Raw genomic sequence first — 25,973 nt, 5'->3', positions numbered from 1 at the left:
TATCTGCGATGGGCGAGCGGCATCGCCGATGCAACTATTTCGGGGGCAGGCCATAGGTGCAAGGGCCATTGTGCGACGCTAGGTAGTCGATAAAGGTTCTGACTTTGGCTGAGAGATATTTGCGGCTTGGGTAAACCGCATGGAGCGTTGTGCTGAATGCCGCCGTGCCCGGTAGCACGGCCTCCAGCCGTCCGGCGGCGACGTCGGGCTGGACCATCCAGAAAGGGAGCAGAGCAAGGCCCATTCCTTCGACTGCCGCCAAATGAAGGATGGTCTCGTTCCCGCTTCGAAGCACGATGCGGAAGCGGACAGTCTCAGGCCCCTCCGGTCCGTTGAACGTGAGATCCGGTCCGATGTTGACGCCGCTGTACATCAGCATTTGATGTCCATTGAGATCTGCAATCCTGGCGATACGGCCCGTGCGCTCGAGATAGGAGGGCGCGGCGACCAGGCGGAAGTCTATTTGGCCGAGCGGGCGGGCTATCAGGCCGGGATCGAGACGGTCGGGCGCCGTGGCGCGAAGCGCAAGGTCGAAGCCCTCGTCGACCAGATTGACGATCCGGCCGCTCAGATCAAGATCGAGGCATACATCGGGGTAGCGCCGGTGATACTCGGCCAACACGCCGGCCATCATGGCGTTCGCGATCCAGACAGGCGCGCTGACCTTGAGCGTTCCGCGCGGTGAGAGTGCGACGTTGCTGAGCGCCGCCTCGACCTCGTCCAGACCGTCAAGGGCCTGCCGGGCTTGCGCGAGATAAAGCGCGCCTGCCTCTGTCAGGCTGACATGGCGGCTGGTGCGGTTGAGCAACCGAATGCCCAGCCGATCCTCCAGGCGCTGCACATGCTTGCTGGTCATGGCCGGTGACAGGCCAAGGCGGAGCGAGGCAGCCGTGAAGCTCTCCAACTCGGCCACCGTGCAAAATACCCGCAAACTCATCAACGTATCCATCGATCATCAACATAGAAGAAACACTTCATCAATGGAAGCGCGGTTGTTCCACCAAAAGGAAACCATCACCTTGGTGGTGGCAAAGCGCCGCTGACCCAAAACCGCGGTGCCCACAGTTTGGGACATAGCAAGGATGTCAATCGTGAGCGCGGGACGCCTGCCGACCTATTTCATCAGCCACGGCGGAGGCCCCTGGCCGTATATGACGGGCGAGTTTCGCCGCCACTTTGACAAGTTGGAGCAATCGCTGATCGAGATGCGCGCCGAACTGCGCGACCTGCCGCGTTCCGTTCTCGTGATCTCCGGTCACTGGGAGGACGACGGCTTTGCGATCTCATCCGGCGAACGGCCCGGCATGGTCTACGACTATGGTGGCTTTCCAGAGTATCTCTATCACATCCGCTATGCCGCGCCGGGTTCACCAGAGCTGGCGCGCCGGGTGTGTGAACTGCTGGGTGCCGCCGGAATAGGGGCGAGGCTCGATCCGGCCCGTGGCTTCGATCACGGCACTTTCAGCATCATGAAACCCCTCTATCCCGATGAGGATATCCCCGTCGTCCAGCTCTCGCTCAACGTGGGGCTCGATCCCGCGCTGCATATCGCGGTCGGTCGGGCGCTTGCGCCGCTCCGCGACGAAGGCGTTCTGATCATTGGCAGCGGCTTGAGCTTCCACAACCTGTCGAGAATGAGCACTGAGGCCAGCCGCGAGTCTTCACGCCAGTTCGACGACTGGCTGCAGCAGACCGTGATCCATGCCGCACCTGATGCCCGTGTGGCCCGCCTCTTGGACTGGGAACAAGCACCTGCGGCGCGCAGAGCGCATCCGCGTGAAGACCATTTGATTCCTCTGATGGTGGCCGTCGGCGCCGCCGAGGCGGAGCCTGCGGCCCTTAGTTATCACCAGGCCGATTTCGCCGGAGGAATCACGGCTTCGAGCTTCCGCTTTGGCCCGCTTCCTGCCGCCCCTTCTCAAGGAGAATGAGCATGACCGAAGCCTTCAAGCCCATCGTCTATCTGAAGCAAAATTGCCCTTTTTGTATGAAGATCCGCCTGTTCATCCTGGAGGCGGGCCTTGGCGCCGAAGTCGAGACACGCGACTTCGGCAGTGGAACGCCGCAGGAAGACACGGTCCGCGCCGAGCTCAAGGATCACTTGGATAAAGTGAGCTTTCCGGCGGCCCATATCCAGCCTGGCCAATTCATCACGGAATCGGATGACATCATCGCTGCTCTGGCCCGGAAATCCGACCGCGATCCTGCGACCATGCCAATCTACCAGAACTATGTCGACGGGCCCTTCGCCGCCCTAATGAGGCTCTGGAAGGAAAATATGGACCTCAAAAAGGCCGCCGCGGCCGCCTGACCTGCTGTCTGGGAGAAAGAGACCATGATCAACACAGCCATTTGGACGCCGCGTGTCCTGGCCACTCTGCGGATCGTCACCGCACTTCTGTTCCTGGAACACGCAACGATGAAGTTCTTTCAGTTCCCAGCCGCGATCCCGGGCGTTCCCTATCCGCTGCCCGCCATCATGCTGATCGCCGGCGCCATCGAGGTCGTTACGTCGGTGCTGATCGCGGCTGGCTACCACACCCGCATCGCCGCCTTCATAGCGTCAGGAGAGATGGCTGCCGCCTATTTCATGGCTCATGCGACTCAGGGTTTCTGGCCCGCACTGAACATGGGTGAGCCCGCCATCCTGTTCTGCTTCATCTTCCTCTATCTCGCCTTCGCCGGCGCAGGCGCATGGGCGCTGGACAACATCCTGCGACCGGCGTCGCGGCAGAAGGCGGCGGTCTGAACCCGCCTCGGCAGCATCTCCATCCGATAGTCAGACCGCGCCCGCTCAGCGGCCCCCCGCAGGAAATCGTCCCATGAAAGCCGTTCTCCTCAAATCCTATGGTGACGTGGATCAGTTTGTCGTCGAGGACGTTGCGACGCCCGAGCCCGGTCCGGGCGAGGTCCTGCTCCGCCTCAAGGCGTCCGCCGTCAATCCGTTCGACCTCTATTTGCGCCAAGGCTACTTCACACAGTTCGTACCTTTAACCCTCCCAGCGATCCTGGGCGGTGATGCCGCCGGCGTCATAGCCAAGCTCGGAGCGGGCGTGAGTGGCTGGTCAGTGGGGGAGCGCGTCGTCGCCGACTTCATGGCTAATGGTCGTGGAGCCCATGCCGAATATGGCGTCGTTCCAAGCACTTCGATTGCGCGGTTGCCGGACGATCTGAGCTTCGAACAGGGCGCGGCATTGGTGAAGGCCGGCCTGACCGGAAGGCAGACCGTCACCGCGCTGGGCATCAAGGCTGGCGACCGCGTGCTGGTTTCAGGCGCCCTGGGTTCGGTGGGGCGCGCCGCCATCCAATATTTGCAGGAACTCGGCGCAAAGCCCGTAGCAGGGGTTCGCCCTCAGCGTCTCGAAGAGGCGCGCGCCTTGGCCGGCCAGGCGATTGACATAACCCTGCCGGCCAGCACGCCCGCCTTTGACTTCGCGATCAGCGCGGCGGCTCCGGTGGCGGGCAATTTGATCAGTCATGTGCGCGATGGTGGAACGGTCATCAGCATCGTTCCAGTTCCCGTTGGCGCCAACGCCGCCAACCGCGTGACCATCCGGGAGATCTTCCACCAGACCGACGCCACCACCCTCGACGCGGTTCTCGATGCGGCGGCTCGTGGAACATTGATCATACCCATCGCCCAGACATTCCTGCTGGATGAACTCGGCGCCGCGCACACGGCGGTTGCTGCCGGCGCACCGGGCAAGGTCGTGCTGAAACACTGATTGGTATTTCGACGCGCCACCGCGATGTCCGTGCCCCATGAAATTTCATGGGGCCCCCAGCCCCTCAAAACTCCCCCAACGCCTTGATCTGTGACCCGTCGCTCGTGAAGTTGTCCGGCGCGAGCCAGGCCGCCAGGCGCTGGCGGCGCATGGGCCACTCCGAATCCAGGATGGAAAAGACGTTGCTGTCCCAGTTGCGGCCCTTCATCCACAGGGTCTGGCGCAGCAAGCCCTCATGGGTGAAGCCATAGCGCAGCGCCGCCTTGACGGAGGCGACGTTGGGCGGTCCGCAGCGCCATTCCAGGCGGCGGTAACCCGATTGGCCCAGGGCGTAATCGATCAGCCGGAACACCCCCTCGGTCCCCGTCACCTTGCGGCTGAGGGCGGCACCGTAGACCAGGCCCATCTCCACCGTGCCCATGTCCGGGTTGGCGTTTAGCAGAAGCAGCAGGCCCGCGGGTGCCGGCGCTGCGCCGGTCTTGTCCATCACGACATAGATGCTCTGGCCGGGCCGGGGAATGCGGTCCCGCAGCCACTGCGTGAATATCTCGGGCTCGGCGAAGGGGCCGCCGGGGATATGGTCCCATAGGGTGTCGTGCCGGCCGATGGCCTGCCACAGGCCGGCGGCGTGCCGATCCAGATCCAGCCGTTCCAGGTCGACCGTGCGGCCGGCGAGCCGGTCGGCGGTGAGGGCGGGGCGGGGCAGGTCCGGGATGATGGGCGTCGGCGGTGTGGTCATGCGGGGGCAGCCTCGGGTGCGGGTGCAAAGGGGCCGCAGCATACCAAGCCCGTGGTCGCGCCGGATAGCCGCCGCCGCGCGCCCGGACACCCCACCCTCGGGTAGCACCGGGCCCACCCCTCAGCCTAGATTCCTATTTACGCGGGTGCGCGGGTGCTATAGATCGGACGGCGCCTGGAAGGGTCCGGGCGCTATTCCTATGCCTATTTCCCATTGGCGCCGCCGGCGTCGGCGGGGCGGGGCCGTGGGGTGGGCGCCCAGGCGACCTATAGTGCCGGGTTTGGACGCGGGCGTGGCGGAACTGGTAGACGCGCCGGATTTAGGTTCCGGTGACGAAAGTCGTGGGGGTTCGAGTCCCTTCGCCCGCACCAAGCACGAGATATCAACCCAACCGCCCGTGGTCCGTCCGGCCCCGGGCACCCAGGGGCCGGGGATGCCGGCATCCGGGGCCGATCACAGAGACAGGTTCGAATAGTCCCATGAACATCACCGAGACCAGCGCCGAAGGCCTGCGCCGCGAATACACGGTCGTCATTCCCGCCGCCGATCTGGCCGGCCGCGTGGACGCCCAATTGAAGGAAATCGGCAAGACCGTGCGCATGCCGGGCTTCCGCCCGGGCAAGGTGCCGATGTCGGTGCTGAAGCAGCGCTATGGGCAGTCGGTGATGGGTGAGGTGCTGGACAAGGCCATGTCCGACAGCGCCGCCAAGGTGGTCGAGCAGCACAGCCTCCGTCCCGCCCTGCAGCCCAAGGTGGAGATCGTGAAGTTCGAGGTCGAGTCCGAGAGCGACCTGGAATTCAAGCTGGCCTATGAGGTGCTGCCCGAGTTCGAGCCCGCCGACCTCGGCGGCGTCGCCATCGAGAAGCCGGTGGTGGAGATCACCGACGCGCAGGTGGACGAGGCCCTGGGCCGCATCGCCGCCGGCCGCAAGACCTCCGCCCCGCTGACCGAGGACCGTCCGTCCGCCAAGGGCGACATCGTGGTCATCGACTTCGACGGTTCCGTCGATGGCGAGAAGCGCCCGGGCATGAAGGGCGAGGGCCATGAGCTGGAGCTGGGCTCCGGCAGCTTCATCGACACCTTCGAGGAGCAGCTGGAGGGCACCCGCGCCGGCGACCACCGCACCGTCAACGTCACCTTCCCCGAGGGCTACCACGCCGCCGAGCTGGCCGGTAAGGCCGCCGTGTTCGAGGTGGACGTGAAGGAAGTGAAGCAGGCCGTCGAGGCGACCATCGACGATGAGTTCGCCAAGGGGCTGGGCTTCGACGATCTGGCCGCGCTGAAGACCGTCATTCGCGACCGTCTGGGCGGTGACTACACCGTCATGAGCCGCCTGCGCGCCAAGCGCGCCCTGCTGGACCAGCTGGCCGAGCTGCACAGCTTCGAGGTGCCGCAGGGTATGGTCGATATCGAGTTCGACCAGATCTGGAAGCGTCTGCAGGACGAGCTGAAGGCCGGCGACGCCGGTGAGGACGCTGGCAAGGACGAGGAAGAGCTCCGCAAGGAGTACCGCGATATCGCCATCCGTCGTGTTCGTTTGGGTCTGGTCCTTTCCGAGATCGGTCAGAAGAACAATATAACGGTGGCGAGGGAAGAGCTGAACCAGGCCGTGCTGGCCGAGGTGCGGCGCTACCCGGGCCAGGAGCGTGAGGTTTTCGACTTCTTCAAGAACAATCCCCAGGCCGTGGAAAGCCTGCGGGCGCCGGTTTTTGAAGACAAGGTTGTCGACTTCATCCTGGGACAGGTTAAGGTGACGGAGAAGCCCGTGTCGGCTGAAGAGCTGATGCAGGATCCCGATGAGGAAGAGGCGGCCTAAGGTCGCGTCTCCCGTCTTCGGTTTCTGACGGGCCTCGGTATTGAAACGGAATGGGGGAGGGATCGTCCCTCCCCCGGACCGGCAACGGGCCCGGGGATGGCCCCCGGGTCGGACGCAGCGCTGGAGCAGGCATGATCGACTTTGAGCCGCAGATGAACACGCTGGTCCCCATGGTGGTCGAGCAGACCAACCGGGGTGAGCGCGCTTACGACATCTATTCGCGCCTGTTGAAGGAACGGATCATCTTCCTCGTCGGTGGCGTGAACGACGCGGTGTCGAGCCTGATCTGCGCCCAGCTTCTGTTCCTGGAAGCGGAAAACCCCACGAAGGAAATCTCCTTCTACATCAATTCGCCGGGCGGCATCGTGACCTCGGGCCTGGCGATCTATGACACCATGCAGTACATCCGCTGCCCGGTGGCCACCCTGTGCATCGGCCAGGCGGCCTCCATGGGCTCGCTGCTGCTGGCCGGAGGTGCCGAGGGCCGGCGCTACTCGCTGCCCAACAGCCGCATCATGATCCATCAGCCGTCCGGCGGCGCCCAGGGTCAGGCCGCGGATATCGAGATCCAGGCGCGTGAGATCCTGAAGATCCGGCACCGCCTCAATGAGATTTACGTGCGCCACACCGGCCAGCCGATCGACAAGATCGAGCGGGCGATGGAGCGCGACAACTTCATGACCGCGGACGAGGCCAAGGCGTTCGGTCTGATCGACGACGTCATCGCCACCCGTCCCGGCGCCGGCGGAACAGCCCAGGCGGCATGAGGATTTGAGACGTTGAGCGTCCGGGGCTGGGCGGTGATTTCCGCCGCCCAGCCGTCCCACCGGGATACCCCGGTCAGGGAAACCGGACACAAGCCGACACACGGGGGGTTGAAAGCCCAGCGTTCCGTGGTGTTGAATGGGCGGGCAGTGGCGGGTGAGCGGTGTTCATCCCCTTGTCCGCCGGCCGATCCCGGGAGGATCGGGCCCCGGTTCCGTCATCGTGATGGCTCCGGGTGACTGTCCCGGTGATGTACGGAGCTTTTATGACCAAGTCGACCGGCAGCGATTCGAAGAATACCCTCTACTGCTCCTTCTGCGGGAAGAGCCAGCACGAGGTGCGGAAGCTCATTGCCGGCCCCACGGTGTTCATCTGCGATGAATGCGTGGAATTGTGCATGGACATCATCCGCGAAGAGAACAAGACGACGCTGGTGAAGTCCCGCGACGGCGTCCCCACCCCGCGCGACATCTGCGCGGTGCTGGATGACTACGTCATCGGGCAGAGCCACGCGAAGCGCGTCCTCTCGGTCGCCGTGCACAACCACTATAAGCGGCTGGCCCACGGCACCAAGCACAGCGACGTCGAATTGGCGAAGTCCAACATCCTGCTGATCGGCCCCACGGGCTGCGGCAAGACCCTGTTGGCCCAGACGCTGGCCCGCATCATCGATGTGCCCTTCACGATGGCCGACGCCACCACGCTGACCGAAGCCGGTTACGTGGGTGAGGATGTGGAAAACATCATTCTCAAGCTGTTGCAGGCCGCCGACTACAATGTTGAGCGGGCGCAGCGCGGCATCGTCTACATCGACGAAGTGGACAAGATCAGCCGCAAGTCCGACAACCCGTCCATCACCCGCGACGTGTCGGGTGAGGGCGTGCAGCAGGCCCTGCTGAAGATCATGGAGGGCACCGTGGCCTCCGTGCCGCCGCAGGGCGGCCGCAAGCATCCGCAGCAGGAATTCCTGCAGGTGGACACGACCAACATCCTGTTCATCTGCGGCGGCGCCTTCGCCGGCCTGGAGAAGATCATCGCCGCCCGCGGCAAGGGCACGTCCATCGGCTTCGGCGCCGATGTGAAGGGCCCGGACGACCGCCGTACCGGCGACGTCTTGCGCGAGGTGGAGCCCGAGGATCTGCTGAAGTTCGGCCTTATTCCGGAATTCGTCGGCCGTCTGCCCGTGGTGGCGACGCTGAACGACCTGGACGAGGAAGCGCTGATCGAGATCCTGACCAAGCCCAAGAACGCGCTGGTGAAGCAGTATCAGCGCCTGTTCGAGATGGAGGACGTGAAGCTCTCCTTCGCGGAAGAGGCGCTGAAGTCCATCGCCAACAAGGCCATCCAGCGCAAGACCGGCGCCCGTGGCCTGCGTTCGATCATGGAGTCCATCCTGCTGGAGTCGATGTTCGATCTGCCGGGCCTGCAGGGCGTGGATGAGATCGTCATCAATGGCGAGGTGGTCGAGGGCCGCGCCCAGCCGCTGTACATCTACGCCGACCGCAAGGCCGAGGCGGCGCCCGTCGCCTGACGGTTCCCGCGCAGGCGACGTAGCCAGTTCGGATAGTTGCAGCCCGGGAAGCTCCTCGTTGCGGAGTTTCCCGGGTTTTATTTTGCCTTCGCTCCGCATTTCAGCCGAAATTCAGGCACTTGGCCCCGATCATGTCCGGTTGTGGGGCGTCTACGCTTGCAAAAGCGCGATTTTCCCGCCTCCGCTCCCGTCCTTAGCGCAGAAATCACCGGGTTCAAGCCCTTGAAGGGGGTGGATCGGTGTGCCACGTTACCAGGGCGACCTCCCGACGCCGCGCCCATGACGGGGCGGCTGGTGGATGGCAGGCCAGGCCCATCACGGGCTGGCCGCTAAGATTTGAGTGGAAGGTCAGACCTATGTTGGAAGCCACCCGAGGCACCCTTTACCCGGTCCTCCCCTTGCGCGACATCGTGGTGTTCCCGCACATGATCGTGCCCCTGTTCGTGGGGCGCGAAAAGTCGGTGCGCGCGCTGGAAGACGTGATGAAGGATGACAAGCAGATCCTGCTGGTCACCCAGAAGAACGCCGCCCAGGACGATCCCACGCCCGACGACATCTATTCCGTCGGCACCATCGGCACCGTGCTGCAGCTGCTGAAGCTGCCCGATGGCACCGTGAAGGTGTTGGTCGAAGGCGGGCAGCGCGCGCGCATCGTCAGCTTTGAGCGCAGCGAGGACTTCTTCCAGGCCTATGCCGAGCCCATCGAGGAAAAGACGGGCGAGGCGCAGGAGGCGGAGGCTTTGGCCCGCGCCGCGGTGGCCCAGTTCGAGCAGTACATCAAGCTGAACAAGAAGATCCCGCCGGAGGTCCTGGTCTCGGTCAACCAGATCGAGGAACCGGGCAAGCTGGCCGACACCATCGCCTCGCACCTGGCGCTGAAAATTCCGGAGAAGCAGCAGCTTCTGGAAGCGGCGACGGTGGGGGAGCGGCTGGAAAAGGTCTACGCCTTCATGGAGGGCGAGATCGGCGTGCTTCAGGTGGAGAAGCGCATCCGCAACCGCGTCAAGCGGCAGATGGAGAAGACTCAGCGCGAGTACTATCTGAACGAGCAGATGAAGGCCATCCAGAAGGAACTCGGCGAGTCCGAGGATGGCAAGGACGAGGTTGCCGAGATCGAGGAGCGCATCGCCAAGACCCGCCTCAGCAAGGAGGCCCGGGAAAAGGCGCTGGCCGAGGTCAAGAAGCTGCGGACCATGAGCCCCATGTCCGCCGAGGCGACGGTGGTCCGCAACTACCTGGACTGGATGCTCTCCATTCCGTGGAAGAAGCGCACCAAGGTGAAGAAGGACATCAAGGGGGCCGAGGCCATCCTGGATGCCGATCACTACGGTTTGGAGAAGGTCAAGGAGCGTATCCTGGAGTACCTGGCCGTGCAGCAGCGCATGGACAAGGTGAAGGGTCCCATCCTGTGCCTCGTCGGCCCGCCCGGCGTGGGCAAGACCTCGCTGGGCAAGTCCATCGCCAAGGCCACCGGCCGCAACTTCGTCCGCGTGTCGCTGGGCGGTGTGCGGGATGAGGCCGAGGTGCGCGGTCACCGCCGCACCTACATCGGCTCCATGCCCGGCAAGGTCATCCAGGGCATGAAGAAGGCGAAGTCGTCGAACCCGCTGTTCCTGCTGGACGAGATCGACAAGCTGGGTGCCGATTGGCGGGGCGACCCGTCCTCCGCCCTGCTGGAGGTCCTGGACCCCGAGCAGAATGGCACGTTCAACGACCATTACCTGGAGGTGGATTACGACCTCTCGGACGTGATGTTCGTCTGCACGGCCAACACCCTGCGCATGCCCCAGCCCCTGCTGGACCGCATGGAGGTGATCCGGCTGTCGGGCTACACCGAGGACGAGAAGATCGAGATCACCCGCGGGCACCTGATCGACAAGGAGCTGAAGGCCCACGGCCTGAAGGCGGGCGAGTTCACCATCTCCGACGACGCGTTGCGCGACCTCATCCGCTACTACACCCGGGAAGCCGGCGTACGCAGCCTGGAGCGTGAGATCGCCAACCTGGCCCGCAAGGCCATCAAGGAGATCCTCATGAAGGGGGTCGACAAGGTGTCGATCACCCGCCGCAACCTCGACAAGTATGCTGGCGTGCGCCGGTATCACTATGGCGAGGCGGAGAAAGAGGATCTGGTGGGTTGCACCACCGGTCTTGCCTGGACCGAAGTGGGCGGTGAACTGCTGACCATTGAGGCGGTGATGCTGCGCGGCAAGGGCCGGGTCACCACGACGGGCAAGCTGGGCGATGTCATGAAGGAATCGGTGCAGGCCGCCGAGAGCTTCGTGAAATCCCGCTCCACCCAGTTCGGCATCAAACCGACGCTTTTCGAGCGCAAGGACATCCACGTCCACGTACCCGAAGGAGCTACGCCTAAGGATGGTCCGTCGGCCGGTGTCGCCATGACCACCTCCATCGTCTCCGTGCTGACAGGCATTCCCGTGCGCAAGGATGTCGCCATGACTGGCGAAATCACCCTGCGCGGCCGGGTCCTGCCCATCGGCGGATTGAAGGAGAAGCTGCTGGCGGCGCTGCGCGGCGGAATCAAGACCGTGTTGATTCCAAAGGATAATGAGAAGGATCTCGCGGACATTCCCGACAATGTGAAGCGTGGCCTGACCATCATCCCGGTGACGACGGCGGACGAGGTTCTGGCCAACGCCCTGGTGCAGCCGCTGGTTCCGATCGAGTGGTCGGAGCCGGAAGTGGTCGAGCCCGTGGCCGCGAAAGCCGCGGAAGAGGGCCAGGATGGCGTGATTCGGCATTGAAGTACGGACAGAAATCGTGTGAATTGAAGGCCTGACGCGACGGCCCCGGGGCGGATAACCCCGGGGCCGTACGTCCGAACCGAATCCCAATCCCGGCGCGCGCCCCGCGACCGGGACGTAATCCAGTCAGATCCTGCTTCAAGAAGGGGGGCCTTAAGTGAATAAGAACGATCTCGTTGCCGCTGTCGCCGCTAGCGCGGAGCTGTCCAAGGCTGATGCGAACAAGGCGGTCGATGCGGTGTTCGAGGGCATCACCGAAGCCCTCAAGAAGGGTGACGAAGTTCGCCTGGTCGGTTTCGGCACCTTCGCCGTTGCCGAGCGCGCCGCCTCCGAAGGCCGCAACCCGCGCACCGGCGAGGCGATCTCCATCGCCGCCAGCAAGCAGCCGAAGTTCAAGCCCGGCAAGGGCCTGAAGGACGCGCTGAACTAAGAACGGCGTCACCGCCGTTTGATCCGCCGGTTTTGGGGGACCGGTTGCCGCGATGGCGGCGCCTTTCCCCCACAACAGGTGTGATGGTCCACCACAGTCAAGGTGGCGGACCGTCGGGTTGGTGCCGGCAGCATGCTGGCGCAATCCCGACCAGTGATGTGATAAGACGGGACGCCAGCGGGTGTTCCCGTCTTTTTTGTTTCCGCCGTCAATTTTCAGGCTTCACGCCTTCCGCTCCGGTGGATTTCAAAAAATGGGTTCCCAAACCGGCCGTGGGCCGCTAAAGCGTCATGTCCCGGCGCACGACGCTGCGGGGCCAAGGTGACGGGCGGTTAGCTCAGGGGTAGAGCAGGTGCTTTACACGCATCGGGTCGGGGGTTCAAATCCCTCACCGCCCACCACTTTCCATGATGTCCAGCCTGGATGCGCGGCCCGCCGCAGGCAAGGCCGCCATGCCGGCCGGTCCCGCATTGTCACTTTGACCGCGATGGCAAAGCTGCAATCCTGACACGGGGGCGGTCCACGGCGGCCGCTCAGTCGTATCAGGGGCATCTGGCGTCTTGGCGCATCGGGGCATCTGGTTTCACCATGGGACGCGCGGGCCTTATCAATCCATCCTGCCACCTATTTAACGGCGGCGGGGCCCGCGAGCGCGCAATCCGGGGGACGCTGTCGCCCCCGTTTGGGAGGGGGCATGGCGTCGAACGGCCAGTCGATCTTGGGGGAAGTGGTCAGCCTCTTTCGTGAGGTGTTCGCCGCCCCTGAACGCATCGCGCGTTTCCTGGGCATGCCCGCGGTCTTTAGCTTGGCCGCCGCCCTGTTCTTCCAGTTTCGCAGCATCCAGTACCTGGGTCACGAACCTGGTCAGGAGCAATGGGCCGAGTTCGGCTTCATCTTCCTGGTCTTGGTCGTTTTCCAGACCTGGGCGCACATGCGGTCCCTGTCCGCCTGGGGGGGCTGGGTCCGGACGGGGCAGGAGCCCGTGACCTTCCTGCAGCCGGGTTTCGGCCGCAATGAATGGGCCGCCACCGGCTGGCAGATCCTATACTTCTTCATGCTGCTGATCGCCCTGATGGTGCTGATGTTCGGCCGTGCCATGCTGGTCGATTCGACGGCGGAGGAGCAGGCGGGGCCGGGCGTCTGGCTGGCCATCCTGGCGGGCGCCTTGGCCGTTGGCATCCTGGCGCTGCATGTCACGGTGCGCCTGGGCATCGGGCTCATGGCCGTCCTGGCCGGTGAGACGCCGGCGTTCAGCCGCTACTGGCGCGCCGCCGAGCCCCTGGCCTGGCGCTTGACCGGTGTCGTCTTGGTCAGCCAGGCCGTGCTGCAGGTTCCCTGCTTCTTCATCAACCGCCTGGTGATGGGGGACTGGCTAACCACCAGCACCACCGCGCCCCCCGACGTGGCGGTCAGCCTGCTGTGGACCCTGGCGATGGCGGTCGTGAATTTCATCTGTGTCGCCCTGCTGGGTGTGGCGCTGGCCCGCGCGCATCGCGCCTTGAGCCAGGACGGGCGGGCCGGCGCGGTGACGGTGGCCGCGGGGGATGCCCGGTGATGGACACGCCGCCGCCGGATATGTCGCCTGGCGGGCTGACACCGCAGCACCGGGTCTTGCTGATCATTCTGGGCTTGGCCATGATCGGTGGGCGGCTTTGGGACATGACCCATGACCGCAGCGGCGGTCCGGGGATGAACATCCTAGTCATCCTGCTGGGCGTCATCGTCCTGGCCGCGGCGCTGCTGGCGGGACGACGTCCCCGGCGCTGATCCGCCCTGGGCCTGTGTCCGCTCCCGCCCTGATCCATCGGCTTGCCTGGAATAGATCCGCCCCATGGAAACGATGACCGCCGTCCTGATCCTGCTGGTGACCGTCGCGGCATCGGGCGGGATCAGCCCTTTCGTCCGCCGTGTGCCCTTGCCGCTCATCCAGGTGGCCCTGGGCGCGGCCCTGGGCGGCTTCTCCGGCGTGCCCATCGTCCTTAACCCCGACCTCTTCCTGCTGGTGTTCATTCCGCCCCTGCTGTTCCTTGACGCCTGGCGATTCCCGGTGCTGGAGTTGCGGCGCCTGGGGTTCATCATTCTGACGCTGGCAGTGGGCCTGGTGCTGTTCACCGTGGTCGGGGCCGGGCATATCATCCACTGGCTGCTGCCCGCCGTTCCCCTGTCCACCGCCTTCGCCCTGGCGGCGGTGCTGTCTCCCACCGATGCGGTCGCCGTGGCGGGCATGGCCGGCGGCGCGCGCATGCCTCCCCGCCTGAAGCATATACTGGAGGGGGAGGCGTTGCTGAACGACGCCTCTGGCCTCGTGTGCCTGCAATTCGCCGTGACGGCGGCCCTCACCGGCACCTTCTCCATCGGCGCGGCCACTGTCTCCTTCCTGTGGGCGGCCATAGGCGGCGTGCTGGTGGGCGTGGTCATGGTGGCCGCGGTGCGGGTGGTCCATGGCTGGCTGGTGCGCGCCCGGGGCGATTCGCCGGGCACCACCATCCTCACCATGTTTCTGGTGCCCTTCGCCGCCTACCTGGCGGCCGAGCATCTGGACATGTCGGGTATCCTGGCCGCCGTGGCGGGGGGCATGACCTTGAACCTGCTGCCGCTCGAAGAGTCGGGGCAGGTGGCCACACGCCTGCAGGGCACGGCGGTGGGCGAGATGATCCAGTTCACGCTGAACGGCGTGATCTTCGTCCTGTTGGGCTGGCAACTGCCGGGCATCCTGGGCCAGGCGCCCATGATCGCCAGTCAGGCCGGGGCTCCCCATGCCGGACCCCTGGAAACGCCGGTCGGCCTGGGATGGCTGGCGTTGCAGGTCGCCATCATCGTCGGCGTGCTATTGGGCCTGCGGGTTCTTTGGGTCTGGGTGTCGCTGATGGTCAGCCAGGCGCTGGCCCGTTGGCGGGGGAAGCCCCGGCCCGGCGGGCCTCCCGGCATCATGCTGCGCATCATGGCCGCCATGGCCATCGCCGGGGTGCGTGGCGCCGTCACCCTGGCCGGCGTGCTGTCCCTGCCGGACTGGCTGCGTGACGGTGTGCCCTTTCCTGGGCGCGACGTCGCGATCTTCCTGGCGTCGGGTGTCATTCTGGTGTCGCTGGTCTTGGCCAGCCTGACGCTACCCTGGCTGCTGCGCGGCTTGAGCATGCCGGAGGAGGATGCGGGCGTGGAGGAGGAGAGGGCGGCCGAGGCCGCCCTGGCGCGCGCGGCCCTGCGCCGGTTGGAACAGGCGCACCACGCCAAGCGACCCGGAGCCGATGACGCCGACCTCCATACCGAGGCGGTGCTGCGCCTGATGGAGTTCTACCGCCGCCAGGTGGAGGATCCGGACATGCCGGTGGATGTCCGTGCCCAGGCCCGGCGGAGGCTGACCATCGACGCGGAACTGAGGCTGGCCGCCCTGCGCGCCAAGCGCGACGAACTGGCCCGCCTGCACCGTATTCATGCCATCAGCGAGGAAACCTGGCGCCGCATGGTCCACAGCCTGGACATGATGGAGGCGTCGCTGGCCCGGTCCCGGGTGCTTTGAGGCGTTCGGGCGCCGGGGGCCAGGGTGTGGACGCCACGTCTGGTGGCGAGGTGCCGGCCGCGGCCGACATGGCAGCCCCTATCCATGAGCAGAGGTCGATTTCCCATCGGGGACCGCCCGGGAAAGATGGTAAGCTTCTGCAGCCCCGGCTGTGCCCTGGGGGGCCTGCCTGGCAACGAACCGGAGCATCGGGTCATGGAAAAGGATGAGCGGCGCCTCGGCGACCGGATTTTGAGCGCGCTGGAACTGGCGCTGGAGCACGGCAACCTTACGGTGGCGGAACCGCTGGCCCAGGCGCTGGAATTGTGCATGACCGCTTTCGGTGGGCCCGACGCCGTGGACCATCGCGGCGTCCCCACCCGCCTGCTCCAGGCGCTTGACCGGTTGGACAGCCTGCGCCGCGCGGAAAAAGCCGCGTAAAATCAATTGCTTACAAAAAAATGAAAAAAATCGGCGCCACCGCGTTTTTCTTGTTTGACAAGGGGTGGGGCTTTTTACTACAAACCGCGCACCGCAGCGACGCTGACGGCGCGAAACGCACCGAACGATAAAACGAACGGTGCGAAATAAGGCCAGAAAGCAACGTTGCAACGACGCGGGTGTAGCTCAGTTGGTTAGAGCGCCGGCCTGTCACGCCGGAGGCCGCGGGTTCAAGTCCCGTCACTCGCGCCACTTTATCGATGCCGGACAGGGCAATCGATACCTTAGCAAGGCCGCGCTGGCAACAGCGCGGCCTGCTTGCGTTATGGGCTTTCGCACCTGCGGTAGAGCGGGAATTGAGAGTGGATCTCAACAAGCCCGATTTTGGTCATTTCCCCCATATTTTCAGCGCCTTGGCCCCAGCGCCGCGCATGGCGTAATTTGCTTTCCTTGGGCACGGCACCCGCCTATATTCCAACACGCCCGGCCCCAAGCCGGGCTTTTGTTGCAGGCATCCGGACCCCCGCATGGGTCTGGAGGTTATGTCCAGAACCGGCGGGCAGGCCGGGTGGGGCCAATACCGACAATCAGATGTGTGGGCCTGGGCTTCATGCACTTGGTTGCGGGTGGCGCCTTCCGCAAGCCCTGTCGGGCCAACCGGGACGAAATTGGGGCACACTCATGTCCAGTCAGGTTATGTCCACCGAGCTGCTGAGCCAGTACCTGCCGATCCTCATCTTCGTGGGTATCGCCGCGGTGATCGCGGCGGCCATGCTGTTCGGCTCCATGCTGGTCGCCAAGCAGAAGCCGGACAGTGAAAAGCTGTCGGCGTACGAATGCGGCTTCGAGCCGTTCAACGACGCCCGCAGCAAGTTCGACGTGCGCTTTTACCTGGTCGCCATCCTGTTCATCATCTTCGACCTGGAAGTGGCCTTCCTGTTCCCCTGGGCCGTGTCCCTGGGCCGCATCGGCTTGTTCGGCTTCTGGTCCATGATGGCCTTCCTGGGCATCCTGACCATCGGCTTCATCTACGAATGGAAGAAGGGCGCGCTGGACTGGGAGTGATCCCGGCCGGCGCTCAGGCCTTTTTCCGTCTTTCGCATCGCTGCCCGTTCACACCGGAGCCAGACCCGTGACGTCTTTGCCAACCCATTCTTCCGTTCCCCCCGCCGGCGTGGGCGCGCCCCTGCCGCCCGGTCCCGCCCAGGACGCCTACATCAAGGCCGTGACGACGGAATTGCAGGATAAAGGCTTCGTCGTGGCGAAGCTGGACGCCTTGCAGGAATGGGCGCGCACCGGGTCGCTGTGGCCCATGACCTTCGGTCTGGCGTGCTGCGCGGTGGAAATGATCCACGCCTACATGAGCCGTTTCGACCTGGACCGGTTCGGCGTCATTCCGCGCCCCAGCCCGCGCCAGTCGGACGTGATGATCGTGGCCGGCACCCTGTGCAACAAGATGGCCCCGGCCTTGCGCAAGGTCTACGACCAGATGGCGGAGCCGCGCTGGGTCATCTCCATGGGGTCCTGCGCCAACGGCGGCGGTTACTACCACTACAGCTATTCCGTGGTGCGCGGTTGCGACCGCATCGTGCCCGTGGACATCTATGTGCCGGGCTGCCCGCCCACGGCCGAGGCCCTGGTTTACGGCGTGCTGCAGCTGCAGAAGAAGATCAAGGGCGGCAACCGCCTGGTTCGGCGCTGAGCGGCCCGGGGGATCTGGAATGAACGAAGAAACCCTACAGGCGCTGGGCGCCAAGATCGCGGCGGCTCTCCCGGGCGCTGTGACCGGTACCGAGATCCAGCACGGCGAGCTGGTGGTCCGCACCACCCGCGAGGGTCTGCTGCAGACCCTGACCGTGCTGCGCGACGACGCCGGCTGCCGCTTCACCCAGTTGGTCGATGTGACCGCGGTGGACTGGCCGTCGAAGGCGGAGCGGTTCGAGGTCAACTACATGCTGCTGTCGGTGTCCAAGAACCTGCGCGCGCGGGTGAAGGTCACCACGGATGAGGACACGCCCGTCCCGTCCTGCGTCCCCCTGTTCCCGGCCGCCGGCTGGTACGAGCGCGAGACCTGGGACATGTTCGGCGTGTTCTTCGCGGGCCATCCCGACCTGCGCCGCATCCTGACCGACTATGGGTTCGAGGGTCACCCCCTGCGCAAGGACTTCCCCCTGACGGGGTATGTCGAGGTCCGCTACGACGACGAGCAGAAGCGCGTCGTCTATGAGCCGGTGAAGCTGACGCAGGACTTCCGGGCCTTTGATTTCATGTCGCCCTGGGAGGCGATGACCGATGTGCAACTGCCGGGCGACGAGAAGGCGGTCATCCCGCTGGGCGCGTCGCTGCGCGACGGCAGCGTGAAGAAGTGAGATCGGCCATGGCCAATCCTGTCGAAAGCCAAATCAAACCCTACACGATGAACTTCGGGCCGCAGCACCCTGCCGCCCACGGCGTGTTGCGCCTGGTTCTGGAGATGGATGGCGAGATCGTGGAGCGGGCGGACCCGCACATCGGTCTGCTGCATCGCGGTACCGAGAAGCTCATCGAGTACAAGACCTACATCCAGGCGATGCCCTACTTCGACCGGCTGGACTACGTGTCGCCGATGTCGGAGGAGCACAGCTTCGTCCTGGCCGCGGAAAAGCTGCTGGGCATCACCCCGCCCAAGCGCGCGCAGCACATCCGCGTGCTGTTCGCCGAGCTGACCCGCATCCTGAACCACCTGCTGAACGTCACGACGTTCGCCATGGACGTGGGCGCGCTGACCCCGGCCCTGTGGGGCTTCGAGGAGCGCGAGCTGCTCATGGAGTTCTATGAGCGGGTGTCGGGTGCCCGCATGCACGCCAACTATTTCCGCGTGGGCGGCGTCCATCAGGACCTGCCGGCCGGCATGCTGGACGATATCGAGGCCTACGCGGCCAAGTTCGAGAAGTTCGTTGACGATGTGGAGGGCCTGCTGACGGCCAACCGCATCTTCAAGCAGCGCCTGGTCGACATCGGCATCGTCTCGGGTGACGAGGCGCTGGCCTGGGGCTTCACCGGCCCGGTGCTGCGCGCCTCCGGCATCCCGTGGGACCTGCGCAAGGCGCAGCCCTACGACACCTACGCCGAGTACGACTTCGACGTCGCCATCGGCAAGACGGGTGACTGCTACGCCCGCTATCTGGTGCGCGTGGAGGAGATGCGGCAGTCCAACCGGATCGTGCAGCAGGCGATCGCCAAACTGCGCCAGACGCCGGGCCCCATCAAGGTGGACGACCGCAAGATCGCCCCGCCGCCGCGTGGCGACATGAAGCGGTCGATGGAATCGCTGATCCATCACTTCAAGCTCTACACCGAGGGCTATCACGTCCCGGCGGGCGAGACCTACACCGCCACCGAATCGCCCAAGGGCGAGTTCGGCGTGTACCTCGTGTCCGACGGCACCAACCGTCCTTACCGTTGCAAGATCCGGCCGACGGGCATCGCCCATCTGCAGGGTGTTGATTTCATGTCCCGGGGCCATATGCTCGCCGACGCCGTCGCGATCATCGGCTCCATCGACGTCGTGTTCGGAGAGATCGACCGATGAGCGCTTCCGAGACCCCTGCCGGTCCGGCGACCTTCGAATTCACCGCCGACAACCTGGCTCTGGCCCAGCGGATCATCGCCAAGTATCCGGAAGGCCGCCAGGCGAGCGCCGTGATGCCTTTGCTGGACTTGGCTCAGCGCCAGCACGACAACTGGCTGCCCCGCGCCGCGATGGACTATGTCGCCGGCATGCTGGGCATGGCCCCCATCCGCGTGTACGAGGTCGCCAGCTTCTACACCATGTACAACCTGAAGCCGGTGGGTAAGCACTTCGTGCAGGTCTGCACGACCACCCCCTGCTGGCTGCGCGGGTCGGACGAGGTGCTGGCGGCGTGCAAGCGCAAGCTGGGCATCGGCCCAGGCGAGACCACGGCCGACGGCCAGTTCACCGTGGTCGAGGTGGAATGCGCCGGCGCCTGCGTGAACGCCCCCGTGATCTCGCTGGACGATGTCTATTACGAGGATCTGGACGGCCCCTCCACCGAGGCGCTGCTCGACACCCTGATCCGGGGCGAGAAGCCCAAGCCCGGCCCGCAGAACGGCCGCATCAATTCCGCGCCCATCGGGGGTCCCACGACCCTGATCGAGATGGCGCAGCGTAACGGCGTCAAGCCGGCGTCGCAGGAGTAAGGCCGATGTTGCGCGACGAAGACCGCATCTACACCAACCTCTACGGCTTCGAGGATTTCCGCCTGGACGCCGCCCGCAAGCGCGGCGACTGGGATGGGACGAAGGACATCCTGGCCCGGGGCCGCGACACCATCATCGAGCAGATGAAGGAATCGGGCATGCGCGGCCGCGGCGGCGCCGGTTTCTCCACCGGCCTGAAATGGTCCTTCATGCCCAAGAAGGTGGATGGCCCCGTCTATCTGGTCATCAACGCCGACGAGGGCGAGCCCGGCACCTGCAAGGACCGCGAGATCCTGCGCCATGATCCGCACAAGCTGATCGAAGGCTGCCTGATTGCCGGTTTCGCCATCGGCGCCACCGCCTGCTACATCTACATCCGTGGTGAGTTCTACCACGAGGCGTCCAACGTCCAGGTCGCCATCGACGAGGCCTACGCCTCCGGTCTGATCGGCAAGAACGCCTGCGGCAGCGGCTACGACTACGACGTCTACCTGCACAAGGGGGCGGGCGCCTACATCTGCGGCGAGGAAACCGCGCTCATCGAATCCATCGAGGGCAAGAAGGGCCAGCCGCGCAACAAGCCGCCGTTCCCCGCCAACGCCGGCCTGTATTCCCGCCCGACCACGGTCAACAACGTGGAAAGCATCGCGGGCGTGCCCACCATCCTGCGCCGCGGCCCCGCCTGGTTCGCCGGCCTGGGCCGCCCCAAGAACGCCGGCACCAAGCTGTTCTGCATCTCCGGCCACGTGAACAAGCCGTGCAACGTGGAAGAGGAGATGGGCATCCCCCTGAAGGAGCTCATCGAGCGTCACGCCGGCGGCGTGCGCGGTGGGTGGGACAACCTGCTGGCCATCATCCCCGGCGGCTCGTCGGTGCCGGTGATGCCCAAGAGCGTCTGCGACACCGTGCTGATGGACTTCGACAGCCTGCGTGAGGTTGGGTCGGGCCTGGGCACGGCGGCCGTGATCGTCATGGACAAGTCCACCGACATCGTGAAGGCCATCGCCCGCCTGTCCAAATTCTACATGCATGAGAGCTGCGGCCAGTGCACGCCCTGCCGTGAGGGCACGGGCTGGCTGGCCCGCGTCATGGACCGCATGGTGCGCGGCCAGGCCCGCCTGGACGAGATCGACATGCTGTATGACGTGACCAAGCAGATCGAGGGCCGGACCATCTGCGCCCTGGGTGACGCCGCCGCTTGGCCGGTGCAGGGCCTGATCCGCCACTTCCGGCCGGAGATGGAAGCCCGCATCGCCGCCTACCGCCAGAGCATCGCTGCCGAGTGATCGGTGGAAGGATTTAAGACATGCCGAAACTGACCATCGACGGTATCGAGCTTGAAGTGGCGCCTGGCACCTCCGTGCTGCAGGCCTGCGAGCAGCTGGGCATCGAGGTTCCGCGCTTCTGCTATCACGAGAAGCTGTCGGTCCCGGCCAACTGCCGCATGTGCCTGGTGGAGATGGAGAAGGCTCCCAAGCCCATCGCCAGCTGCGCCATGCCCTGCGGCGAAGGCATGGTGATCAAGACCGACACCGAGACCGTGCACAAGGCGCGCAAGGGGGTGATGGAGTTCCTGCTCATCAACCACCCGCTGGACTGCCCCATCTGCGACCAGGGCGGTGAGTGCGACCTGCAGGACCAGGCGGTCGGTTATGGTTTCGACCGCGGCCGCTATGGCGAGGAAAAGCGCGCGGTCAAGGACAAGAACCTCGGCCCGCTGATCAAGACGATCATGACGCGCTGCATCCACTGCACGCGCTGCATCCGCTTCAGCGACGAGATCGCCGGCGTGTCCGTCATGGGCGCCACCGGCCGTGGCGAGCATATGGAGATCGGCACCTACGTCGAGGCCGCGGTCTCGTCCGAAATGTCGGGCAACCTGGTGGACGTGTGCCCCGTGGGCGCCCTGACCTCCAAGCCCTACGCCTTCACCGCCCGTCCCTGGGAACTGCGCAAGACGGAATCGGTGGACGTGCTGGACGCCGTCGGCTCCAACATCCGCATCGACACCCGGGGCGGTGAGGTGCTGCGCATCCTGCCCCGCCTGAACGAGGCGGTGAACGAGGAATGGATCAGCGACAAGACGCGCTATGCCCATGACGGCCTGAAGCGTCAGCGCCTGGACCGCCCCTACATCCGCGAGAACGGCAAGCTGCGCGCCGCCTCGTGGGAAGAGGCCCTGGCCCTGGCCGCGACCAAGCTGAAGGGCTCGGCGCCGGAGAAGATCGCCGCCATCGCCGGTGACCTGGCCGATGCCGAAAGCCTGCTGGCCCTGAAGGACCTGCTGGGCGGCATGGGTGTCGCCAGCCTGGAAAGCCGCCAGGACGGCAGCGCCATCGATGCCACGTCCCGCGCCGGTTACATCTTCAACAGCACCATCGCCGGGATCGAGCAGGCTGACCACGTCTTCCTGATCGGCACCAACCCGCGCTGGGAAGGCGCCCTGGTCAACGCCCGCATCCGCAAGCGCTACCTGCAGGGCGGCCTGACCGTCACCGTGCTGGGCCCGCGCGTCGACCTGACCTTCCCCATCGAGCATCTGGGCAACGACGCCACGCTGCTCAACGCCATCGCCGACGGCAGCCATCCCTATGCCGAAACGCTGAAGGCCGCCAAGAAGCCCTTGCTGATCCTGGGCTCCGGCGCCCTGGCCCGTCCAGACGGCGCCGCCGTCTGGGCCGCCGCCCGCGCGGTGGCGGAGGCCTGCGGCCTGGTGCGTGAGGATTGGAACGGCTTCAACGTCCTGCACCGCGCGGCCTCGCGCGTGGGCGCCCTGGATCTGGGCTTCCTGCCCGCCAAGGGCGGCCGCGACCTGGCCGGCATCCTGGACGGCGCCCGCAAGGGCGAGGTCGAGGTGGTCTACCTGCTGGGCGCCGACGAGATCGAGGCCCAGCACTTCGGCCGCGCCTTCGTGATCTACCAGGGTCACCATGGTGATCGCGGCGCCCACCGCGCCGACCTCATCCTGCCCGGTGCCGCCTACACCGAAAAGAACGCGACCTACGTCAACACCGAGGGCCGCGCCCAGCACACCCGCCAGGCCACCTTCCCGGTGGGCGAGGCGCGCGAGGATTGGAAGATCATCCGCGCGCTGTCCGGCGCCCTGGGCAAGCCCCTGCCGTATGACACCCTGCAGCAGCTGCGCAAGCGGCTGGCCGACGCCAACCCGGCGTTCGCCCAGATCGACCGCGTGACCCCGGCCGCCTGGGGTGCCTTCGGCACGGCCGGCGCCGTGGCCGCCGCCCCCTTCACCCTGCCGGTGGAGAACTTCTACATGACCGACGCGATCAGCCGCGCCTCGGCCACCATGGCCGAATGCACGGAGGCCTTCGTGTCGCCCGCCGTTGCCGAGAGGACCGGTACCCATGGCTGATTTCCTCGCCCTTCATCTGGGCCTGCCCCTGGCCGGGGCGACCCTGCTGGCGATCATCCTGAAGATCCTTGTGATCACGGTGCCGTTGCTGATCGCGATGGCCATGATGACCTACATGGAACGCAAGGTGCTGGCCGCCATCCAGCTGCGCCAGGGTCCCATCCTGGTGGGCCCCTTCGGCCTGCTGCAGCCCTTCGCCGACGGCCTGAAGCTGCTGACCAAGGAAACGATCATCCCGGCCGGCGCTAACCGCGCCGTGTTCCTGATCGCGCCCATGCTGACCTTCATCATGGCGTTGATCGCCTGGGCGGTCATTCCCTTCGGTGAGGGGCTGGTGCTGTCCGACCTGAACGTCGGCGTGCTCTACCTCTTCGCCATCAGCTCGCTGGGCGTCTACGGCATCATCATGTCGGGCTGGGCGTCCAATTCCAAATACGCCTTCCTCGGTGGCCTGCGCTCTGCGGCGCAGATGGTGTCCTACGAAGTCTCCATCGGCTTCGTCATCATCACCGTGCTGCTGTGTGTCGGCTCGCTGAACCTGTCGGACATCGTCCGGGCCCAGAGCCACGTGTGGTTCTGCATCCCGCTGTTCCCGATGTTCGTCGTGTTCTTCATCTCGGCGCTCGCGGAAACCAACCGCGCCCCCTTCGACCTGCCGGAAGGCGAGTCCGAGCTGGTCGGCGGTTTCCACACCGAATACTCGGCCATGACCTTCGCCCTGTTCTTCCTGGGCGAGTACATCAGCATGCTGCTGATGAGCGGCATGACCTCCGTGTTGTTCCTGGGTGGCTGGCAGCCGTTCCCCTTCCTGGGCTTCATCCCCGGTCCGCTGAACCTGATCATCAAGATCCTTCTGCTGATGTTCGTGTTCATCTGGGTGCGCGGCACGCTGCCCCGCTACCGTTATGACCAGCTGATGCGCCTGGGCTGGAAGGTGTTCCTGCCGTTCTCCCTGATCTGGGTGATCCTGACCGCTGGCTTCCTTGTCTACTTCGACAAGCTGCCGCACTGATCGCCTGCGCCGGTATGTGCCCCGCCCCGGGCGGGATTGATTAGTGACTGACTTTTGACCGCGGGGGGGAGCCGCCCCCCCGCATCAAGGAATGAGGTGACGACATGGCCTGGCTCGACCGCACGGCGCGCGGCCTGTTCATGACCGAGCTGGTGAAGGGCTTCGCCCTGACCTTCAGCTACATGTTCAAGCCCCGGGTGACGATCAACTACCCGTATGAGCGCAGCCCGCTGAGCCCCCGGTTCCGCGGTGAGCACGCCCTGCGGCGCTATCCCAACGGGGAAGAGCGCTGCATCGCCTGCAAGCTGTGCGAAGCGGTGTGCCCGGCCCTGGCCATCACCATCGAAGCGGAACCGCGCGAAGACGGCTCGCGCCGCACCACCCGCTACGACATCGACATGACCAAGTGCATCTACTGCGGTCTCTGCCAGGAGGCCTGCCCGGTGGACGCCATCGTCGAGGGACCGAACCTGGAGTTCGCGACCGAGACGCGCGAGGAGCTTTTCTACAACAAGGAAAAGCTGCTGGCGAACGGCGACCGATGGGAACCCCTGCTGGCCGCCAACATCGCGGCGGATGCGCCGTACCGCTGACCTTCACGCCTTGTGACGCCCAACCCCGTGACGCCCGCGCGCGGGACCGCCCACGCCCCCTACCCAGAGCCAGCGACCCAGACCCTGGGCCCGGTTACCGGAGAGAGATCTTGATCGCCAACGTCCGCAACCCGCACCGGAAGGAGAGCCGCCGATGATACTGCCCGCTCTCGCCTTCTACCTGTTCGCCGCCGTGCTGGTGCTGTCCGGCATGCTGGTGATCACGGCGCGCAATCCGGTGCACTCCGTCCTGTTCCTGATCCTGGCCTTCTTCAACGCGGCCGGCCTGTTCGTGCTGATCGGGGCGGAATTCGTGGCGATGATCCTGGTCATCGTCTACGTGGGCGCCGTCGCGGTGCTGTTCCTCTTCGTCGTCATGATGCTGGACATCAACTTCCAGGAACTGCGTAAGGGCTTCCTGCGCTACCTGCCGGCGGGTCTCGCCGTGGGGGCGGCCCTGCTGGCGGAACTGGGCCTGGTGATCTCCGGCTGGGTCTACGCCGGGCCGGCCGACAGCGTCCGCGCGGCGCCGACGCCGGAAAGCGTTGGTAACGCCCAGGCCCTGGGCGATCTGCTCTACACCCAATACGCCTATGTCTTCGAGGCTTCCGGCCTGGTGCTGCTGGTCGCCATGATCGGCGCCATCGTGCTGACCCTGCGCTCGCGCAAGGGCACCCGCCGCCAGGTGATCGCCGACCAGGTGTCGCGTCGCCGCGACGACGTGGTGGCCGTGGTCAAGGTCCGGACCGGGGAGGGCGTGTAACCATGGAAACCATGATGGATATCGGTCTCGGCCACTACCTGTCGGTGGCGGCCATCCTGTTCATCCTGGGCGTGTTCGGCATCTTCCTGAACCGCCGCAACGTCATCATCATCCTGATGTCGATCGAGCTGATCCTGCTCGCCGTCAACATCAACCTCGTCGCCTTCTCGGTCTTCCTGCACGATCTCGTGGGACAGGTGTTCGCCCTGTTCATCCTGACCGTGGCGGCTGCCGAGGCCGCCATCGGCCTCGCCATCCTCGTCATCTACTTCCGCAACCGTGGCTCGATCGCGGTTGAGGACATCAACCTGATGAAGGGTTGA

General features: G+C 65.4%; 26 protein-coding genes and 3 tRNA genes. 27 read left to right on the top strand and 2 right to left on the bottom strand.

Going from position 1 to position 25,973, the window contains the following annotated elements:
• Window positions 1–34: 34 nt before the first annotated feature.
• A complete protein-coding gene (locus FBZ90_RS11660) occupies window positions 35–937 on the bottom strand; it encodes a LysR family transcriptional regulator (RefSeq protein ID WP_211102000.1) in 903 nt (300 codons plus the stop codon).
• A gap of 154 nt (window positions 938–1,091) precedes the next feature.
• On the opposite strand from FBZ90_RS11660, the gene FBZ90_RS11655 reads away from it, so the two are divergent.
• From FBZ90_RS11655 to FBZ90_RS11640, 4 genes are all read left to right on the top strand, one after another.
• Entirely contained in the window at window positions 1,092–1,931 is an 840-nt protein-coding gene (locus FBZ90_RS11655) for a DODA-type extradiol aromatic ring-opening family dioxygenase (RefSeq protein ID WP_145732263.1), read from the top strand.
• A 2-nt stretch (window positions 1,932–1,933) separates the two neighbouring features.
• Window positions 1,934–2,311, top strand: coding sequence for a glutathione S-transferase N-terminal domain-containing protein (locus FBZ90_RS11650; RefSeq protein WP_145732261.1), 378 nt, complete (start codon window positions 1,934–1,936; stop codon window positions 2,309–2,311).
• Between the two features lie 24 nt (window positions 2,312–2,335).
• Window positions 2,336–2,749, top strand: coding sequence for a DoxX family protein (locus tag FBZ90_RS11645; protein WP_145732259.1), 414 nt, complete (start codon window positions 2,336–2,338; stop codon window positions 2,747–2,749).
• A 73-nt stretch (window positions 2,750–2,822) separates the two neighbouring features.
• Entirely contained in the window at window positions 2,823–3,725 is a 903-nt protein-coding gene (locus tag FBZ90_RS11640; protein ID WP_145732257.1) for an NADP-dependent oxidoreductase, read from the top strand.
• 64 nt (window positions 3,726–3,789) lie between these two features.
• Here the strand turns inward: FBZ90_RS11640 and FBZ90_RS11635 are convergent, their stop codons facing one another.
• Window positions 3,790–4,464 (bottom strand): GNAT family N-acetyltransferase, encoded by a 675-nt coding sequence (locus FBZ90_RS11635; protein WP_186455752.1) that lies wholly within the window; start codon window positions 4,462–4,464, stop codon window positions 3,790–3,792.
• Window positions 4,465–4,750: 286 nt separating this feature from the next.
• Here FBZ90_RS11635 and FBZ90_RS11630 point away from each other — a divergent pair.
• From FBZ90_RS11630 to nuoK, 23 genes are all read left to right on the top strand, one after another.
• Window positions 4,751–4,835: transfer RNA gene (locus FBZ90_RS11630), tRNA-Leu, on the top strand.
• A gap of 108 nt (window positions 4,836–4,943) precedes the next feature.
• Window positions 4,944–6,281: a trigger factor gene (tig, locus tag FBZ90_RS11625; protein ID WP_145732253.1), complete on the top strand. Its 1,338-nt coding sequence runs from the start codon at window positions 4,944–4,946 to the stop codon at window positions 6,279–6,281.
• A gap of 131 nt (window positions 6,282–6,412) precedes the next feature.
• Entirely contained in the window at window positions 6,413–7,048 is a 636-nt protein-coding gene (clpP, locus tag FBZ90_RS11620; RefSeq protein WP_145732251.1) for an ATP-dependent Clp endopeptidase proteolytic subunit ClpP, read from the top strand.
• Window positions 7,049–7,311: 263 nt separating this feature from the next.
• Entirely contained in the window at window positions 7,312–8,577 is a 1,266-nt protein-coding gene (clpX, locus tag FBZ90_RS11615) for an ATP-dependent Clp protease ATP-binding subunit ClpX (protein WP_040849805.1), read from the top strand.
• Between the two features lie 356 nt (window positions 8,578–8,933).
• On the top strand, window positions 8,934–11,342 hold the full coding sequence (gene lon, locus FBZ90_RS11610; protein ID WP_145732248.1) for an endopeptidase La: 2,409 nt from the start codon (window positions 8,934–8,936) through the stop codon (window positions 11,340–11,342).
• 157 nt (window positions 11,343–11,499) lie between these two features.
• Complete coding sequence (locus FBZ90_RS11605; protein ID WP_004274300.1) at window positions 11,500–11,772, top strand: HU family DNA-binding protein; 273 nt, start codon at window positions 11,500–11,502, stop codon at window positions 11,770–11,772.
• A 326-nt stretch (window positions 11,773–12,098) separates the two neighbouring features.
• Window positions 12,099–12,173 (top strand) — tRNA-Val (locus tag FBZ90_RS11600).
• A 293-nt stretch (window positions 12,174–12,466) separates the two neighbouring features.
• Window positions 12,467–13,327 carry a hypothetical protein gene (locus tag FBZ90_RS11595; protein WP_145732246.1) on the top strand — a complete coding sequence of 287 codons (861 nt, stop codon included), beginning with the start codon at window positions 12,467–12,469 and terminating at the stop codon, window positions 13,325–13,327.
• Window positions 13,327–13,539 carry a hypothetical protein gene (locus tag FBZ90_RS11590; protein WP_145732244.1) on the top strand — a complete coding sequence of 71 codons (213 nt, stop codon included), beginning with the start codon at window positions 13,327–13,329 and terminating at the stop codon, window positions 13,537–13,539. Before FBZ90_RS11595 ends, FBZ90_RS11590 begins: the two co-directional genes overlap by 1 nt.
• 64 nt (window positions 13,540–13,603) lie before the next feature.
• Entirely contained in the window at window positions 13,604–15,289 is a 1,686-nt protein-coding gene (locus tag FBZ90_RS11585; protein WP_145732242.1) for a Na+/H+ antiporter, read from the top strand.
• Between the two features lie 126 nt (window positions 15,290–15,415).
• A complete protein-coding gene (locus tag FBZ90_RS11580) occupies window positions 15,416–15,709 on the top strand; it encodes a hypothetical protein (RefSeq protein ID WP_246130343.1) in 294 nt (97 codons plus the stop codon).
• Window positions 15,710–15,884: 175 nt separating this feature from the next.
• Window positions 15,885–15,961, top strand: a tRNA-Asp gene (locus tag FBZ90_RS11575).
• A gap of 444 nt (window positions 15,962–16,405) precedes the next feature.
• Window positions 16,406–16,774, top strand: coding sequence for an NADH-quinone oxidoreductase subunit A (locus FBZ90_RS11570; protein ID WP_145732644.1), 369 nt, complete (start codon window positions 16,406–16,408; stop codon window positions 16,772–16,774).
• 76 nt (window positions 16,775–16,850) lie between these two features.
• A complete protein-coding gene (locus tag FBZ90_RS11565; protein WP_463605636.1) occupies window positions 16,851–17,411 on the top strand; it encodes a NuoB/complex I 20 kDa subunit family protein in 561 nt (186 codons plus the stop codon).
• A gap of 19 nt (window positions 17,412–17,430) precedes the next feature.
• A complete protein-coding gene (locus FBZ90_RS11560; RefSeq protein ID WP_145732238.1) occupies window positions 17,431–18,078 on the top strand; it encodes an NADH-quinone oxidoreductase subunit C in 648 nt (215 codons plus the stop codon).
• Between the two features lie 8 nt (window positions 18,079–18,086).
• Window positions 18,087–19,280 carry an NADH-quinone oxidoreductase subunit D gene (locus tag FBZ90_RS11555; protein WP_145732236.1) on the top strand — a complete coding sequence of 398 codons (1,194 nt, stop codon included), beginning with the start codon at window positions 18,087–18,089 and terminating at the stop codon, window positions 19,278–19,280.
• Window positions 19,277–19,909 (top strand): NADH-quinone oxidoreductase subunit NuoE, encoded by a 633-nt coding sequence (nuoE, locus tag FBZ90_RS11550; RefSeq protein ID WP_145732234.1) that lies wholly within the window; start codon window positions 19,277–19,279, stop codon window positions 19,907–19,909. The genes FBZ90_RS11555 and nuoE overlap by 4 nt, the downstream gene beginning before the upstream one ends.
• Window positions 19,910–19,914: 5 nt before the next feature.
• On the top strand, window positions 19,915–21,195 hold the full coding sequence (gene nuoF / locus FBZ90_RS11545) for an NADH-quinone oxidoreductase subunit NuoF (RefSeq protein WP_145732232.1): 1,281 nt from the start codon (window positions 19,915–19,917) through the stop codon (window positions 21,193–21,195).
• Window positions 21,196–21,215: 20 nt separating this feature from the next.
• Window positions 21,216–23,282, top strand: coding sequence for an NADH-quinone oxidoreductase subunit NuoG (gene nuoG, locus FBZ90_RS11540; RefSeq protein WP_145732230.1), 2,067 nt, complete (start codon window positions 21,216–21,218; stop codon window positions 23,280–23,282).
• Entirely contained in the window at window positions 23,275–24,294 is a 1,020-nt protein-coding gene (gene nuoH, locus FBZ90_RS11535; protein WP_145732228.1) for an NADH-quinone oxidoreductase subunit NuoH, read from the top strand. Before nuoG ends, nuoH begins: the two co-directional genes overlap by 8 nt.
• Window positions 24,295–24,398: 104 nt before the next feature.
• The gene (nuoI, locus tag FBZ90_RS11530) at window positions 24,399–24,887 is read left to right on the top strand and encodes an NADH-quinone oxidoreductase subunit NuoI (protein ID WP_145732226.1); all 489 of its coding nucleotides are present in this window, start codon (window positions 24,399–24,401) and stop codon (window positions 24,885–24,887) included.
• A 154-nt stretch (window positions 24,888–25,041) separates the two neighbouring features.
• Window positions 25,042–25,650, top strand: a complete 609-nt coding sequence (locus FBZ90_RS11525) for an NADH-quinone oxidoreductase subunit J (RefSeq protein ID WP_145732224.1) — start codon at window positions 25,042–25,044, stop codon at window positions 25,648–25,650.
• A 14-nt stretch (window positions 25,651–25,664) separates the two neighbouring features.
• The gene (gene nuoK, locus FBZ90_RS11520) at window positions 25,665–25,973 is read left to right on the top strand and encodes an NADH-quinone oxidoreductase subunit NuoK (RefSeq protein ID WP_040846291.1); all 309 of its coding nucleotides are present in this window, start codon (window positions 25,665–25,667) and stop codon (window positions 25,971–25,973) included.

The sequence above is a fragment of the Nitrospirillum pindoramense genome (assembly GCF_007827955.1).
In the GTDB taxonomy this organism is placed as follows: Bacteria; Pseudomonadota; Alphaproteobacteria; order Azospirillales; family Azospirillaceae; genus Nitrospirillum; species Nitrospirillum amazonense_B.
Note: the sequence above shows the minus strand (reverse complement) of the source record. Positions and strands in the feature narration are given on the sequence as shown.